Raw genomic sequence first — 15,335 nt, forward strand, 5'->3', positions numbered from 1 at the left:
ATACGCTCCCGCGCGGTCAGCTTGCCCTTGGCATGCTGCGCCTCGGTCGCCTTCTCGCTCGGCCCGGCCAGCGCCCGGGCACGGATCTCGTGCAGTTCTGCCGTACGGTTCGTCGTCATCGTCCCGCCCCTCACCGGTCGCCCGGCTGCTGGACCACGAGGCACGACCAGGTGAATCCGCCGCCGCCCGTGAGCACGAGGGCGAACTCGCCGGGTGCCAGAAGGTCTTCTCGGACGATGTCCGCGAGATTGGCCACGATGTCACCGCAGCCCAGATGGCCCGTGTGGGCACCGAAGTGCACGGGCTTGGCCCGGACCAGCTCCCGGATGACCGGCAGGTACATCAACTCGAGGACCTTGGGCCCCAGTCGGGGCAGCGCGACGCATCGTATTCGCGGATCCTCGGGTGCCAGGCCGGCTTCTTCGAGGGCCCGCAGCAGCACGTCGCGCACGGCCTCGGGGCCCGTCTTGGCGAACCGGTCCATGCCGCCCGCCTCAAGGAACGCACGCTTAGTGCGGCGGATGTCGATCGGGCGGCTGTGGGTGAGTGGCGCGGGGCTGAACCCGTCGTCCCCCCGGTACATGGATTCCATCTCCGGCGCGGCGTGCACGGTGTGTGCCACGAGCCGGAGTCCGGGGCCGGACCGGCCGAGGACGGCGGCGGTGGCGCCGTCCCCGTAGGCGACCTGGTAGTCGCCACGCCAGCGGTCGAATCCCGCGGAGGCGAAGCGGTCCGCCGTGGTGACCAGCGCGGTGCTGAGCGAAGGATCGGCGGTGAGTTGCACGGCGGCGGTGTGGAGGGCCATGGCGCCGGCGTGGCACATCTGCTGGACGCCGAACGGGACGGCCGCCGTCGCTCCGACGCCGTCGGCCACATAGTGGGCCGGGGACCAGAAGTCGTGTCCCTGGTGGTAGATCCAACTGTGCAGCAGCAGGCCGACGTCCGCGGCCTCGACTCCCGCTCGGGACAAGGCATCTCGCCCGGCCAGTACGGCCATGTCGGGGGCCGACGTGTCATGCGAGACCGGGACCTCGACCACTCCGGCGGAGGCGGGACCGTCCGGGTCGAGAAGGCCGTCGGCCACCTGCGCGTACGCACTCTCGGTCGTTTCAGGCAGCCAGGTCACCGCCGCACTGATCGTCAGGCCGTCCCTGAAGCGCATCTCAGGCTCCTGTCCCGGGCATCGCCCGTCGACGAGGCCGGCCCTCGTGGGCCGGCGCATCAGGACAGAACCCGGGTCCGGCGGAAGAGATACAGGGACAGAGACAGATACAGCGGCGGCGACAGACATACGGATGGCGACAGCGATCCAGCCGGTGTGTCGCGGTCCGGCCTTGAGGAAGTCGGTCGCGGCCAGGTGTACGTATGCGGTCGCGGCCCGGATCTGTACGAACGGGCCCTCGGTGTCAGCGTGACCAGTTCTCCACGGGCAGCGCGATGACGCAGGCCTTGGCCCAGGGTTCGTCCAGGCTCCACAGGTCCATGGCGGCCATGTCGTTCAGCATCATGCCCAGGGACAAGAACTGTTTGACGGTGACATCGTCTGCGCCCGAATTTTCCTGTACGACTTGCCACATGCGGCCGAATCCATTTTGTACCGCGGTTCGGATCTTGGGCTCGTCGCAGGCGGCGAAACCGTGCAGCTGAATAAGGAGGAAGGTCCTGTTGTCGCGCACCAGTTTCCGGTACCGATTACCCATGGAGACCAGCGCTTCGACGCCGCTCAAACCCGTGCTGGCCTGCTGAAACGTCTCGACGATCTTGTCGAACGAGTCCTCCATCACGGAAATGAAGAGGCCCCTCTTGGTGCCGAACAAGCGGAATACGTACGGCTGGCTGATATTTGCCTTTCGGGCAATTGTCTCAACCGAGGTGCCGTAGTAGCCGGTGCGCGCAAATTCCTCAGCGGAGATGCGCAGGATTTGGGCTCGGCGATCGTCGGCCGTCATTCGTTCCATGTTCACATGTAACCACGCATCACGTCCGTGCAGTACCCGCCGGGGGCTGCTTCAGTGGCCTTGACTGAGTAGTGACTAACTACTATCTTGAGGTTCCGGCCGCCCCTCGGGTGTGCCGACAGACGCCGCCTGGGGCCCGAGTCCCCCGCAGGGCTCCAGGCGGTTCCCCACCCCTCGACCTCCCGTTTTCCGAGTGCGAACCGTAGAGAGGTGTCATCCATGACCGAATCAGCCCAGACCACACCCGGCGCGACCACCGCCACGGACACGGCGGCGGCCCGCGACCTGTGGGCCAAGTGGAACGCCCTGTGGAACGGCGAACTCGACCTGGCCCGTGCCGACGAGGTGCTCGCGGACAAGTTCACCGTCCACGGCACGAGCCTGGCCGGGCGCATGAAGACCGCCGCCATCGACGAGATCCGCGACCGGGATGGACTCGTCGCATGGATCGCCCGTACCCGTGCCGCTCTCGAGGAGCTGCACTTCACCGACGAGCCGGGCCCGATAGTCGAGGGCGATCTCGTCGCCGGCCGCTACCGCGCGACCGCCGTACACCGCGGCGGTACACCTGGCGCCACCGCCCCCATCGGCACGCCGACCGAGCACGTGGGGATGAACATCCTCCGCATCGAGAACGGCCGGTTCACCGAGTACTGGACCGTCGCAGACACTCTCGGCCTGCTCACCCAGCTGGGTCTCATCACCGACTGACCGACCGTCACCGTCCTTCTGGAAGGCCTCTCATGACCACGCAACCCGTGACCGGCCGCCCGGCCGCCCAGCCTGCGGGTGAGAACACGCGCCGGGACAGGCGCCGCAGCCTCGCTGCCGGCACGATCTCGGCCGGCATCCTCATCTCGACCCTCGACCTGACCATCGTCAACGTCGCCTTCCCGGCCATCGGCGCGGACTTCAAGGGTGCGTCCGTCGCCGATCTGTCCTGGGTTCTCAACGGTTACGCCATCGTCTTCGCGGCCCTGCTCATCCCCGCGGGACGCTTCGCCGACCGGTTCGGAATGAAGAGCGTCTTCCTCACGGGCCTGGCCGTCTTCACCATCGCCTCCGGGCTCTGCGCCGCCTCGGGCTCGGTGGCCGCGCTCAACGCGGCCCGGGTACTGCAGGCCGTCGGTGCCGCCGCGCTGGGTCCCACCTCCATGGGCCTGCTCATGGTGACCTACGGACCCGAGCAACGGGCCAAGGCCATGCGGGTCTGGGCCACCGCCGCCGGTGTCGCGGCCGCCTCGGGCCCCTTGGTCGGCGGCGTGCTCGTCAACGTCGCCTGGCCCTGGATCTTCCTGGTCAACCTGCCGGTCGGTGTCGTCGCACTGATCGTCGGTGCCAAGGTGCTCACCCCCGGCGGGTCCGGCGGCGGCCAGAAGCCCGCGATGCCCGACCTGCTGGGCTCCGCACTGCTCGCGGCCGCCATCGGCCTGCTCTCGCTCGGCATCGTCAAGGCCCCCGACTGGGGCTGGGGTTCGGGCGCAGTGCTGGGCTCGCTCGCCGGGGCCGTGGTCCTGACCGTGCTGCTGCTGGTTCGCTCCGCCCGGCACACCAGCCCGGTCGTCGACCTCGCGCTGCTGCGGATCCGTGATTTCTCCATCGCGAACATCGCCTCCGCCCTCTACTACATGAGCTTCGCGGCGACCGTCCTCTCGGTCTCCCTGTGGTGCCAGAACATCTGGGGCTGGTCGGCGCTGGCCACCGGTCTGGCGATGGCCCCGGGCAACCTGATGCTGCCCTTCCTGTCGGTGCTCTCCGGCAAGCTCGTGGCCAAGATCGGGCAGGTGCTGTCGATCGTGCTCGGCTCGACGGTCATCGCGCTGGGCGCGGCCTGGTGGGCGCTCGCCGTCGGCGTCGAGTCCAACTACGCGCTGGGCATGCTCCCCGGCGTGCTGCTGACCCGTATCGGCATGGGGCTCTCGCTCGCCCCGCTCATGGGTGCCAGCACCCGCGACCTGCCGCCGACCTCCGTGGCGACCGGCTCGGGACTCAACAACATGGTGCGCCAGGTCGGCTTCGTGCTCGGCGTCTCGATCCTGGTGGTGCTCATCGGCAATCCCGGCGACTCCGGCGCGGCCCTGACCGCGTTCCGCTACGGCTGGTGGTTCACGGCGGCGGCCTCCGCGGCCACCGCACTGACAGCCCTGGCGCTCCGCCCCGACCGCCCCAAGAACACCTAGTCAGGTCTCCTCCGGAACCAGTTGTTCGCCCGCCGAGAGGCCGGGTGGCGTCGGCCACATGGGCCACGCCACCCGGCCTCTCGGCTTCGTGGGGCGCCGCACTGTATCCGACGCCTTTCGCGCCGCTCTGTACGGACACACGGACGACCACCTCACGCCCTGGGAGCACGCATGACGGACACCTTGCCCGCCGAGGGCCTCCGCCCGCAGACGGTCCTGTGGGAGAAGTGGATGGAGCTCTGGAACGGCAACCGGGACCGGGCCGAGGAGATCCTCGCCGACGAACTGACGCTCCACATACCGCAGTACGGGATGCCCGACCCCGCGGCCCTGCGCACTCCCCGGCAGTTCACCGGCTGGATCGACGCGTTCCGCTCCTCGTTCACGGACGCCCGGATCAGGACCGCGCTCGGCCCCTTCGTGGACGGGGACCATGTCATCGCCCGGTGGATCTTCGAGGGCACCTGGCAGTCGGGCCGCCCCGCCGGCGCCACCGCGGCACCGGGCACCCCCGTCACACTGCGCGGGGCGGACGTGCTGCGGCTGGACGAGCGAGGACGCATCGCCGAGTACTGGCTCTCGGACGACCTGATGGACGTCTACGTACGGCTCGGCGCCCCGTTGCCCACTCCGTGACCCTCACACCGCCCGGACGACCCACTCGCGAAGGAGCCCTCACCATGCACGACGGTCAACGCCGCCACGTCATCGTCACCGGAGGATCGCGCGGTATCGGACGCGCGATCGCCGTACAACTCGCCGCGCAGGGATACGACATCACCTTCTGCGGCCGCACCGCCTCCCCCGCGTCGGAGGCGACCGCTGAGCTGGTGCGCGCGCAGGGAGCCACCTGCTTCCACCAGCCGTGCGACGTGGCCGACAGCCAGGCCGTGGACACGTTCGTGAAGCGGGCGGAGAACGAACTGGGGCCGACGCATGCCCTGGTCAACTCGGCCGGCATCGTCAAGGACAACCACCTGGTGATGATGCCGGTCGAGGACTGGACGTCGGTGATCGACACCAACCTCACCGGTACGTTCAACTTCTGCCGCACGGTCGGATTCGGCATGCTCAAGCGGCGTGCCGGAGCGATCGTCAACGTCTCGTCGGTGGCCGGCGTCTACGGCCATGCCACCCAGGCCAACTATGCCGCCTCGAAGGGCGGAGTGAACAGCCTGAGCCGGACGCTCGCCAAGGAACTGGCCCGGTACGGCATCCGCGTGAACGTCGTGGCCCCCGGCTTCATCGAGACCGACATGACCGGTGAACTCGGCGACAAGGCTCGCGCGGAGGCCCTGGCCTCCGTGCCGCTGCGGCGCTTCGGCACCGCCGAGGAGGTCGCGGACCTCACCTCGTTCCTCCTGTCCGACAAGGCCTCCTACATCACCGGCCAGGTCCTCCAGGTCGACGGGGGAGTGGCCCTGTGACCACGCCGCATCCGCCGACCGGCCCGGACGAGCTGCACCTGTGGTGGCTCGCCGTGCCGCCGCCGGGTGCGGCGACGCAGACCGCTGCCCGGCTGCTCGACGCCGGGCAGCGGGAGCGGGCCGCGCGGCTGCGCAGACCCCTCCACCGGCACCGCAAGGTGATGGCACACGCGGGTCTGCGCGCCCTGCTCGCGGGCTACACGGGGCGGGAACCAGCGGAGTTGACGATTCGCCGTGCGGCGTGCCCGGCCTGTGGCGGGCCGCACGGCCGCCCCCGTACACCGGACGCCGGGGGCCTCGAGTACTCGATGGCACACTCGGGCGACCTGGTTCTCTACGCCTTCGCGGACCGGCCCGTCGGGGTGGATCTGGAGGCGTCCGCGGTCCGGACGAGCACCGTGCGTACGGTCTCGCGGTGGCTCTGCGCCGACGAGCGGAGGCTGCTCGAAGGGTTGCCCGAGGCCGAGCGGCAGGCGGCGTTCGTCCGCTGCTGGGTGCGGAAGGAGGCGTATCTCAAAGGGATCGGGACGGGGCTCGCGCACGGCGTCGAGGCGGCCCCGGACCGGAAGGGCGGCGCCTGGCGGCTGATCAGCCTCGACCCGCCCGAGGGATACGTCGCCGCGGCGGCGCTGCCCGGGACACCATCGGCGGGAGTCCGGGTGCGCAGCGCAACACTGCTCGCGGCACGGATAGTGGACCTAGTGGAGCGGACCGAGACCGCGGGAGGTAGCGGATGTCGGACACCAGGTCCGGACGGCACGAACCCGAACCGGACGACGACCGGCTGCTGAACGAAGTGCGCAGCGCGGTGGGCACGCCGCCGCCCGCGCTGGTCCGGGCGGTGGCGGCCTGGCCGCTGCCCCCGCCGGGTGACGCCGTCGACGCGGGCACCTGCCGTGAGCCGGACGGGCCGGGCGACGGTACGTCATATCGCCGTGGCAGCCGCGTCGCCGGCGCCGTCGATGATCCGCAGTTGCTCGGCGAGGCGCCGTAGCGCACGTCCGCGCAGCGGCCCCACCGAGCCGCGGGCGATGCCCAGGCGGCGGGCCACCTCGTCGTACCCCGGCGAGGGGTCGGCGCTGAGCAGTGCGAGCAGCTGCCGGTCCCGGTCCGGCAACCTGGCCAGGGCGGCGAGGACTTCGGCGCCGCGCTCGCGCACCAGGAGGCCCTCCTCGGGGCCGGGCTGTGCCGCCGTGGGCCGGTCGAGCGTTCCGCCGTCGCCCACGGGCACGTAACGGCCGGAGCGCTCGTACTGCTTGAGGCTCTCGCGCCGGGCACAGGTCGTCAGCCAGGCGGGGAACCGCTCGGGTGTGTGCAGCCGGGGCAGGCTCCGGTACACCCGCAGCCAGGTCAGCTGGAAGACCTCTTCGCAGTCGGCGTCGGAGAGCCGGTGAGAGCGGGCAACCGTCCACACCAGCGGGGCGTACCGTGCGACCAGCGCCGACCAGGCGTCCTGGGACCCGGTGCGGCACAGGGCGATCAGTTCGCCGGGGCTCTGGGCCCGGGCAGCCGTTTGCGCGGGATGCGTCCGCGTCGCAGACATGGCTTCCTTCCTGCCGTTGCTCAGGGGTGGTGGAGGGCCGGGGAGCGGGGCATCGACGGTGCTCCCCGGCCCCCGCTCATGGGGGCGGCGGCCCGTGTCAGCCGGCGAGGGCGTCCGTGTCGAGGACGACGCAGCCGACCTGGCCGTCCCTGCTCACCGCCGTCACGACCGAGGTCCGCGCGGTGCCTGCGCCCTCCTGCTGCCACAGCCCGAGCAGTCCCGCGATCTGCAGGACGCCACCGGCGCTGAAGCATTCACCGACCGACTCCTTGACCCGTATGACCTGGTCGGGCAGCCGGCCGCCCAGCGCGCTGTGCAGGGCGCGTTCCTCGATGCGGTCCAGACCGACATGACCCGTGGAGCCCAGGGAGGCCGAGGTGACCTCGGCCGGTGTCCTGCCGCTGCGCTCCAGTGCCAAGCCGATCACCGAGGCGAGGCCCTGAGTCAGGCTGCCGCGCGCGGCGTAGCCCGTCTCGCAGGCCAGCACGCGGGCGAGCACCCGGCGGCCGGCGGCCCGTGCCGCCTCCTCCGGTTCGACGACCAGTACGGCCGCGCCCTCACCCACCGCGGCGTCCGCGGTCAGCGAACCCGACTGGTGCCAGCCCCATGCGCTCTGCGCGCAGAACTCCTCGACCCCGCCGACCAGCAGCCGGTCCGCGTGCCCCTGCCGTAGGGCGTTGCGCGCGTAGCGCAGCACCTGTACACCGGCCAGATGGCCGCCGGCCAGCGTGGCGTTGACGCCCTTGAGGCCGTGCCGGATGGCGATCTGGCCGGCCGCGCAGTTCATCACGGTGTTGGGGAAGAGGCTCGGGTTCACCAGGTACGGACGTTCCTGGCGCAGCGTCTCCAGGGAGTACTCGCTGGAGCTGCGGATGCTTCCGGTGCTGGTGCCCAGCACGACCCCGGTGCCGCTGCCCACCGGGGAGGGGAGCGAGTCCAGGGCCAGCCGGCAGGCCACCAGCCCGAGTTTGGTCGTGCGGTCGAGATGCCGGGTGCCCTTGCGGCCGATCAGCTCGGCCACCTTCAGATCGGGCACGGCACGGGCCGGGCGCGGCGGCAGGGTCTCGCCCTCCTGCACGGGCGGCTCGGCGTGCCCGGGCAGGCCGGCCGCCACCGCGCGGCCGAGCGCCTCCAGCCCGAGGCCGGCGGGGGTCACCGCGCCCACGGCGGTGATTGCGAGCGGCGCGAGGTCCGCCGCGGTGCGGGTGGTCGGAGTGCCGACGGTGGCGGTGCTCATGCGACCCTCCCGAGAACGGTGATGGCGTTGTTGCCGCCGAAGGCGAACCCGTGGTTCTGCACCACCTGCGGCCGGGCCGGCCGGGCCGTGCCGGGCACCGGGTCGACGCCCGCGCCGAGCCCCGGGTCGATGTCCTCGACGCCCGCGGTCGGCGGGAGGAACCCCTCGTACAGGGCCTGGCAGCAGATCAGCGCGCCGAACCCGCTGGCCGCGCCCATGGTGTGGCCGATCATCGACTTGATGGAACTGATCGGCGGAATGCGGTCGCCGAACACCTCACGGGCGGCGGCCACCTCGGTCGCGTCGTTGGTCCGGGTGCCGGTGCCGTGGGCGCAGATGTAGTCGATCTGCTCGGGCGTCACGCCTGCACTTCGGTGCGCCGCCCTGATGCAGGCGGCGATGCTGGTCGGATCCGGGTGCACCATGTGCTCGGCGTCGCAGTTGACGCTGTAGCCGAGTACTTCGGCGTAGATCCGCGCGCCGCGGGCGACGGCACGGTCGTACGGCTCCAGCAGCAGGGCGACCCCGCCCTCGGCGGTGAGGATGCCGGTGCGGTTCGCGTCGAAGGGGCGGCAGACCTCCTCAGCCAGCGCGCCGAGCCGGTAGAACCCGGCGTGCGCCCAGCGGTTCACCGAGTCGGCGCCGCCGGCCAGCATGTAGTCGGCCTCGCCGCCCGCGACCATGTCGTAGGCGTAGCCGAGTGCGTAGTTGCTCGCCGAGCAAGCGGTGGCCAGCGTCAACGCCTCGCCGGACAGGCCGAGTTCGCTGTTGACCGCAGCCGCGATCCGCCCGGCCGGGACCGCTGCCACCCGTCCCGCGTCCAGGGACTTGAGGCCGTCGGTCGCCCACTGGGCGACGAGCTGCTCGATGACGGCCGACTCGCCGCTCGTGGTGCCCATCACGGAGCCCGCGCGGGCCCTGGACAGTTCGGGCTCGGCGAGACCGGAGTCCGCGACGGCGAGCCGGGCGGCCGATGCCGCGAACTGGCCGCTGCGCCCCCACTGTTCGGGCTCGATGCGGCGCAGCCAGTCGGCGGGGGAGAAGTCGTGCACCTCGCCCGCGTGGACGTGCGGGAAGCCGGTCGTGTCGAAGGAGGCGATGGGAGAGGTGGAACGGCGGCCGGCCCGGATCGAGGCGGTGAACTCGGCCGCGCCGATACCGGCGCTGCTCACCGCTCCGAGACCGGTCACCACCACACGGCGGGTCCCGGGCTCAGGCATCCTGGCCGCCCCCGAGGTTGCGGACGACCACGGCGCGCACGCCATCGAGGTTGCCCATCTCGGTCAGGTCGTCCTGCGGGATCGTGACGCCGAGGTCCTTCTCTATACGGGCAAGGATCTCGATGGCGAGCAGCGAGTCCGCGTCGTGGTCGTCGATGAAGCTGCTGGTGTCGGTCAGTTCGTCCGCCTCCAGCTCCAGTACCTCGATGATGATCTCCCGCAGCTGCGCGTCCTGCTCGGCGGTGAGGGCGGTGGTGATGTCGGTGCTCATGGGATGTGCCTTTCTGGATGGATGCCAGGGACGAGTGGAGTGCGAGGGAAGCCGGTCATGAGCCGGTGTGCGACAGGTGCACGGGGGGCACGGCCGCGCCGCGATGCCGGACGTTGACGACCGAGGCCTTGGCCAGCGCGACCGGGTTGAGGAAGCGCAGCGGGCCGATCAGCCGGGATGCGAACAGATGCATGTGCCGGGCCATCGACTCGTCGCGGGCCGCAGCCGAGAACATCAGCCGCTCGAAGGGGTTGAACGGCCGGGCCTTGGCGTAGTCGGCGGCAAGGTGCTGATGTCCGCGCAGCCCGCGCCGGTGCCGGCGTGCGTACGCCACCAGCGCCTTGTCGAGGTCGCCGCGACCGGTCGCGGCTGTGGCGACCGCCTCGGTCAGCCATTGCGCGGACTGCAGGGCCCAGCCGCATCCGACGCCCCACAGAGGATCGCCGGTCGTGGCGGCGTCGCCGATGAACGCGACGCCCGGTGCGGTCGGCCTACGGCTGTGCAGCGGGTAGTTGACGGTGCCGGTGATCTTCGTGATGCGCTCGGCGGAGTCGATGGGCGGCGCCTCGGGAAGGGAGCGGACGAACTCCAGGAAGCTGCCTTCCAGGTCCTCCCGGAAGGCCGGCAGCCGCTTCTTGTCCGGGATCACCGCGACGACCGTCACGCCGTCGTCATTCGGCATCGCGTAGGCCATGTCGGGCTCGAGGAACCAGGAATGCGTGATTCCGTCCCGCAGCGGCAGATCGCGGAAGTGCGCGAAGTAGCTGAACCGCTCGTTCTCGTGCTGCCGCGCCGGAACTCCCGCGAACTTCGCCACGGACGAGTCCTTGCCGTCGGCCCCGACCACGAGGCGGGCCCGTATCTCGCGCTCGCCGTCGGGTGTCGACACACGCACCCCCACGGTCCGCCCGGCCCCCTGGATCAGTCCGGTCACGTTGTGGCCGAGGAGCAGATCGACGCCGGGAGTCTGCGCCGCGTGCGACCGGATCAGCGGGTCGAAGGTGCTGCGCCGGACGTTGTAGGCGTACGGCAGCTCGGGGCCGGCGGGCGCGGCCCTCGGCTCGATCCAGCCCCAACGGGTGTACCAGCGGGCCTCGTTGCGGACGGCGCCAGCCTTCTCCAGCGCGGGGATGAGCCCGAGCTCGTCGAGCACGGGGTAGGCGCAGGGCTGGAGGTAGTGGGTGCAGAGCACCTTGTACGCCGCGGGGTCCGAGCGGCGTTCCAGCAGTGCGACGCGGACACCGCGGCGGGCGAGCAGGACTGCCGCGGCGCTGCCGGCGACGCTCGCTCCGCTGATGACGACGTCGTAGTCGTACGCGTCGCGCTCAAGCCTGGTCATGCGCTGATCGCCTCCTTGGAGGTGTGGTGCAGTTCGTCGGAGTGGTGGAGTCCCAGCTCTGTCAGGAAGCCGAGGAGCTGCTCGGCCACCTGGTCCGGCTGCTGCAGCTGGCAGAAGTGACTGAGAGCCGGATCCTGATGGACCCGCACATCGGGGATCGAGGACCGGAGTTCGTCGACGGCCGAGGGGGGCGCCGAGACGTCGTGGGTCCCGCTGACGATCAGGACGGGCGCCTCTACGAGGTTCAGCGGGAGGTGCGGGGTGCGGCTGAGAGTCGCGTAGAACTGCAGGAAGCCGTGCGGTTCCACGCGTTCGCGCACTTTGCCGATCATCGATTCCACGATGTCCGGCGGGACCGTGGCGCCGCGTGGGCCCATCTGGGCCCGCAGGCCGTCGGCGAGGACGCCGCGGAACCGGTCGACGGCCTCACCGAAGAAACGGGGGTCGACGGGCACGTCGTGCGGCCGGTAGACCGGTGCCACCAGCGCGGTGGGGACGGCCGAGAACGGAGTGGGCCGGGTGAGCAGGTCGAGCTGGGTGGTGGCGCCGAACGAGTGGGCCACCACGGCGGCGGGGTGCACGGGCAGGAGTTCAAGAGCGCGTTCGAGCCAGGTGGTGGAAGTGCCACCGTCCGTCCAGCGATGGCGTGAGCCGCTGCGCCAGGGCAGGTCGAGGGCGAACAGCCGTAAGCCGGCGGGCAGTCGACGGGTGAGGGGCCGCCAGCTCTCCCAGCTCTCCTCGAAACCGTGGACGAGGACGAGGCTCGGCCCTTGCGGGGCCTGCGCGGGGTTCTCCCACACGCGAAGCGGTTCGCCGTCGACCTCATGGTCGACGACCTGCCGCCACGGCGCACCGTGCGGTGCTTGTCGGTCTGCCATCAACACTCGTGTCACCTCTCGAGTCACCTCGTGGACGCGATCCGGTGACTCGCCCTGGGCGGCCGGCCGGATGCCGAGACAGTAGGTATCCGGGCGTCGCGCACAGGAGGCCGTTCTCGTGGTCTGTGAGGCGGGCTGGAGCCGGAGGACAGGCGGGCTTCAGACGTATTGCAGACGTTGTCGGCACCGTCTTCGCACAGGCGTCAGGCGGAGTGATCCGGCTTACCCGGCAAATGTCTTTAATAGAGCTTGACCCATTGCGGTAACACTGCTCTGACCAGGTCTGTTGCGCCGAGAATCGGCCACCCTCAAGTAGGGTGAGCTTGACAAACCGACTGACGGATTTTTACGGTCGGTGATGAGTGACTAACGACTAACTGGGGGTAAGTCGATGGAGATCTCGGTCCTAGGATCGTTCACGGTTCACATAGATGGCGTGAATGCCACGCCGACCGCGGTGAAACAGGCAAAACTGCTTGCCTTGCTGGTTATGCATCGGGGCAGGACCATTTCGGTCAAGGAGGGCATCCAGGAGCTCTGGGACGCGGACGCGCCCCGCAGCGCGGGTGCCGCCATTCATACGTACATCAGGAAGCTGCGTGAGCTCATCGCCTCGGCGCAGCCGGGCCTCGACCCCAAGAAGATCATCTGCACCCGCCCGGGCGGCTACCTGCTCAACCTCGACGCGGGGTCGGTGGACTGCGAGGAGTTCGAGCGCCTCGCCGATCGGGGGCACCGCGCCGTCGCGATGGGCGACGACACGCTTGCCGCGTCCCGGTTCCGGCAGGCGCTGGCCCTGTGGCGCGGGCCCGCGCTCGCGGATCTGCCGACAGGTCCGCTGCTGGTGATACGGCAGATGGAGCTCGAGGAGCGGCGCCGCTCCGCGCTCGACCGCTGCATCAGCGCGGAACTCCGGCTCGGCCGGCACTTCGAACTGCTCGGAGAGCTCGTCGCCCACGCGGCCGGGGACCGTACCCACGAGGCGCTGCACGCGCAGCTCATGCTCGCGCTCTACCGCGCGGGCCGCCGCGTCCAGGCCCTGGAGGTCTACCGTGAACTGCGGGCGGAGCTGGCGGGGCGGCTCGGTCTCGAGCCGTCGCCTCGGGTCCAGGCACTCCAGCGGGCGATCCTGTCCTCCGACGGATCGCTCCACCGGGAGGTGGGCGAGCGCGCGCAGGGCCGCACGGCCTGACACCGCCTTCCGCGGAAGCGAGGCGCTGTTCGGCGAGGGTTCCCCAGGGACGGGGAGAGAGGGACGGGTATGAGCAAGCAGGAGCGGGCCGAGCGGACGCGGGCCCGGCTTGTGCAGGCCGCGGCGGAGGTCTTCGACGAACGCGGCCTGGCCGCCGCGAACATGGAGGCCATCAGCCGGCTCGCAGGGGTGTCGAAGGGGGCTCTCTACTTCCATTTTCCCTCCAAGGAGGGTCTCGCGGACGCCGTCAGGGGAGCCTGCAGCGATCGGTTCAGCGACGCCGCGGCCCGCATGCTCGCGACCGGCAGGCCCGCCGTCCAGGTGCTCAGGGAGCTGTCCCTGCTCATGGTGGAGTGGATCGCCCAGGACGTGATCGTGCGCGCCGGCCTGCGGCTGGGCCGGGGGCAGCAGGAGGTGCGGCCCGCCGAGGCGGAGCCCGCCGCCCGGGACTTCGGCTGTGAGCTTCAGGCCGTCGTCTGCCAGTGCCTGAAGGTCGCCGCCGAACGCCGAGAGGTACGCGAGGGGCTGCCGTTGCAGACCTGCGCCTGGCTCGTGGTCGGCTTGCTGCTCATGGTGGAACGCCGGGCCGCGCCATGGGCCACGCCGGACGATCTGCGGGAGTTCACCGACGAGGCGTGGGCCGTGCTGATGCCCTGCATTTCCCCGGACCCGGGTGCCCTTCGGGCGACCTGACCCGTCACCGCGGAACCATGACCGCGGCAGAGCCGATGCACTGCCATACAAAGACGATGTCCCATGCGAAGGCCCGCTCCGGAATTCGTCCGGAGCGGGCCCTTTGCATGCCGTACCGAGGATATGTTTCCGGCAGGTGAATTCCTCGGATTCGCCCCGGAAATGATCGCAAGGCATTTCTGCGGGAGTGAGCGTCGAGCATGGGCTGTAACCCCCCGAAATGACCACCGAACATGTGAGGCACATCACGTTCCTCAAGGTGTCCGTGTACACGTCCCGGCGGGCTCTGTTTCACCGCAGTTGCGGAGGTGAACACCGACACAAGGGCGGCCCAAATGCGGTTCGGAAACGTACTCACCATTCGTGCGGCGACCACCTGGCTGCCGCCGGCCCGGCAGAGCGCGGACGCCGCAGGGCTCACCGCGGTCGAGGCCGCGGCGGCCGGGGCCGTCGAAGTCCCGGTCTCCGACGGCCTGTCCGGCCCCGAGATGGCCGTACGCGCCGCTCGCCGGGCCCTGACCGAGGCCCGGGTGCCGCCCGCGGAGACGGATCTGGTCATCCACGCCTGGATCCACCACCAGGGCCACGACTTCTGGTCTCCCGCCCATTACGTCGCCGATCAGCTCGGCGCCTCGGACGCCGTCGCCTTCGGTGTCCAGCAGATGTGCCATGCCGGCGCGATGGCACTGCACACGGCGGCGGTACGGCTGGAGGCGGACCCGTCCGTCCGCCACGCCCTCGTGACCACGGGGGACCGCTTCGCCGCACCCGGCTTCGACCGGTGGCGCGGCGACTACGACGCGGTCTTCGGGGACGGCGGAACCGCGGCCGTCGTCGGCCGCTCGGGACCGGGGCTGCGGATCCTGTCGTTCGCGCTCGGATCCGCGCCCGAACTGGAGTCGATGTACCGCGGCCGGGACGAGTTCGCTTCCGCGCCCCTCACCCACTCCGTGCCCATCGACGCGCGGCGCACCAAGAAGGCCTTTCTCGCGGACGGCGGCATGGCCCGTTTCGCGGAGGTGGGGCCCGCGAAGGTGCGCGCCACGCTGCTGGCCGCGCTCGACGAGGCCGGTCTGGAACCCGACGACCCGCGCATCCGCTGCGCGACCCTCTCCCGCCTCGGTCCCAAGACGATCGACCTCCTCTACCTGCCGATCATGCAGGGCGTGCTCAAGGCGGAGGTCCTCGACCTCGCTGGCCGCACCGGGCACCTCGGTGGCGGCGACGCGATCGCCAACCTCGCGGACCTCTGGGACCGGCAGCTGCTCGCGCCCGGCGAGTTCGCCATCGGGTTCAGCGGAGGCGGGGGTTTCACCTGGTCGTGCCTGGTCGTACAGCGCGTCACCGACTGATCGCCCCGGCTGGGGAGAACAAGAGGAGAGCAGATGACAGATCGT

General features: G+C 70.7%; 16 protein-coding genes. 8 read left to right on the forward strand and 8 right to left on the reverse strand.

What is annotated here, in order from left to right; genetic code table 11:
* Positions 1-130: 130 nt before the first annotated feature.
* Both ACFU97_RS15460 and ACFU97_RS15465 read right to left on the reverse strand, forming a co-directional pair.
* Positions 131-1,162, reverse strand: coding sequence for a ketoacyl-ACP synthase III family protein (locus ACFU97_RS15460; RefSeq protein ID WP_384255991.1), 1,032 nt, complete (start codon positions 1,160-1,162; stop codon positions 131-133).
* 244 nt (positions 1,163-1,406) lie between these two features.
* The gene (locus ACFU97_RS15465) at positions 1,407-1,958 is read right to left on the reverse strand and encodes a TetR/AcrR family transcriptional regulator (RefSeq protein ID WP_384255993.1); all 552 of its coding nucleotides are present in this window, start codon (positions 1,956-1,958) and stop codon (positions 1,407-1,409) included.
* Positions 1,959-2,177: 219 nt separating this feature from the next.
* On the opposite strand from ACFU97_RS15465, the gene ACFU97_RS15470 reads away from it, so the two are divergent.
* The 5 genes from ACFU97_RS15470 (at position 2,178) to ACFU97_RS15490 (ending at position 6,356) form a co-directional block, all read left to right on the forward strand.
* On the forward strand, positions 2,178-2,669 hold the full coding sequence (locus ACFU97_RS15470) for an ester cyclase (RefSeq protein ID WP_384255996.1): 492 nt from the start codon (positions 2,178-2,180) through the stop codon (positions 2,667-2,669).
* A gap of 32 nt (positions 2,670-2,701) precedes the next feature.
* On the forward strand, positions 2,702-4,138 hold the full coding sequence (locus ACFU97_RS15475; RefSeq protein WP_384255999.1) for a DHA2 family efflux MFS transporter permease subunit: 1,437 nt from the start codon (positions 2,702-2,704) through the stop codon (positions 4,136-4,138).
* 171 nt (positions 4,139-4,309) lie between these two features.
* The gene (locus ACFU97_RS15480) at positions 4,310-4,774 is read left to right on the forward strand and encodes an ester cyclase (RefSeq protein ID WP_384256001.1); all 465 of its coding nucleotides are present in this window, start codon (positions 4,310-4,312) and stop codon (positions 4,772-4,774) included.
* Positions 4,775-4,818: 44 nt separating this feature from the next.
* Positions 4,819-5,565 carry a 3-oxoacyl-[acyl-carrier-protein] reductase gene (gene fabG / locus ACFU97_RS15485; protein ID WP_384256004.1) on the forward strand — a complete coding sequence of 249 codons (747 nt, stop codon included), beginning with the start codon at positions 4,819-4,821 and terminating at the stop codon, positions 5,563-5,565.
* The gene (locus ACFU97_RS15490; protein ID WP_384256006.1) at positions 5,562-6,356 is read left to right on the forward strand and encodes a 4'-phosphopantetheinyl transferase family protein; all 795 of its coding nucleotides are present in this window, start codon (positions 5,562-5,564) and stop codon (positions 6,354-6,356) included. The genes fabG and ACFU97_RS15490 overlap by 4 nt, the downstream gene beginning before the upstream one ends.
* A gap of 134 nt (positions 6,357-6,490) precedes the next feature.
* Here the strand turns inward: ACFU97_RS15490 and ACFU97_RS15495 are convergent, their stop codons facing one another.
* The 6 genes from ACFU97_RS15495 to ACFU97_RS15520 form a co-directional block, all read right to left on the reverse strand.
* Positions 6,491-7,108 (reverse strand): RNA polymerase sigma factor, encoded by a 618-nt coding sequence (locus tag ACFU97_RS15495; protein WP_384256009.1) that lies wholly within the window; start codon positions 7,106-7,108, stop codon positions 6,491-6,493.
* Positions 7,109-7,205: 97 nt separating this feature from the next.
* Complete coding sequence (locus ACFU97_RS15500) at positions 7,206-8,345, reverse strand: beta-ketoacyl synthase N-terminal-like domain-containing protein (protein ID WP_384256011.1); 1,140 nt, start codon at positions 8,343-8,345, stop codon at positions 7,206-7,208.
* The gene (locus ACFU97_RS15505; RefSeq protein WP_384256014.1) at positions 8,342-9,565 is read right to left on the reverse strand and encodes a beta-ketoacyl-[acyl-carrier-protein] synthase family protein; all 1,224 of its coding nucleotides are present in this window, start codon (positions 9,563-9,565) and stop codon (positions 8,342-8,344) included. The genes ACFU97_RS15500 and ACFU97_RS15505 overlap by 4 nt, the downstream gene beginning before the upstream one ends.
* The gene (locus tag ACFU97_RS15510; RefSeq protein ID WP_384256016.1) at positions 9,558-9,836 is read right to left on the reverse strand and encodes an acyl carrier protein; all 279 of its coding nucleotides are present in this window, start codon (positions 9,834-9,836) and stop codon (positions 9,558-9,560) included. The genes ACFU97_RS15505 and ACFU97_RS15510 overlap by 8 nt, the downstream gene beginning before the upstream one ends.
* A gap of 55 nt (positions 9,837-9,891) precedes the next feature.
* On the reverse strand, positions 9,892-11,175 hold the full coding sequence (locus ACFU97_RS15515; protein ID WP_384256019.1) for an NAD(P)/FAD-dependent oxidoreductase: 1,284 nt from the start codon (positions 11,173-11,175) through the stop codon (positions 9,892-9,894).
* Positions 11,172-12,053, reverse strand: a complete 882-nt coding sequence (locus tag ACFU97_RS15520) for an alpha/beta fold hydrolase (RefSeq protein WP_384256021.1) — start codon at positions 12,051-12,053, stop codon at positions 11,172-11,174. The genes ACFU97_RS15515 and ACFU97_RS15520 overlap by 4 nt, the downstream gene beginning before the upstream one ends.
* Positions 12,054-12,444: 391 nt before the next feature.
* On the opposite strand from ACFU97_RS15520, the gene ACFU97_RS15525 reads away from it, so the two are divergent.
* From ACFU97_RS15525 to ACFU97_RS15535, 3 genes are all read left to right on the forward strand, one after another.
* Positions 12,445-13,245, forward strand: a complete 801-nt coding sequence (locus ACFU97_RS15525) for a BTAD domain-containing putative transcriptional regulator (RefSeq protein WP_384256024.1) — start codon at positions 12,445-12,447, stop codon at positions 13,243-13,245.
* A gap of 69 nt (positions 13,246-13,314) precedes the next feature.
* Positions 13,315-13,938: a TetR family transcriptional regulator gene (locus ACFU97_RS15530; protein ID WP_384256026.1), complete on the forward strand. Its 624-nt coding sequence runs from the start codon at positions 13,315-13,317 to the stop codon at positions 13,936-13,938.
* Between the two features lie 335 nt (positions 13,939-14,273).
* Entirely contained in the window at positions 14,274-15,290 is a 1,017-nt protein-coding gene (locus ACFU97_RS15535; RefSeq protein WP_384256029.1) for a ketoacyl-ACP synthase III family protein, read from the forward strand.
* Positions 15,291-15,335: the final 45 nt, after the last annotated feature.

The sequence above is a fragment of the Streptomyces sp. NPDC057616 genome (assembly GCF_042800575.1).
Classification (GTDB): domain Bacteria; phylum Actinomycetota; class Actinomycetes; order Streptomycetales; family Streptomycetaceae; genus Streptomyces.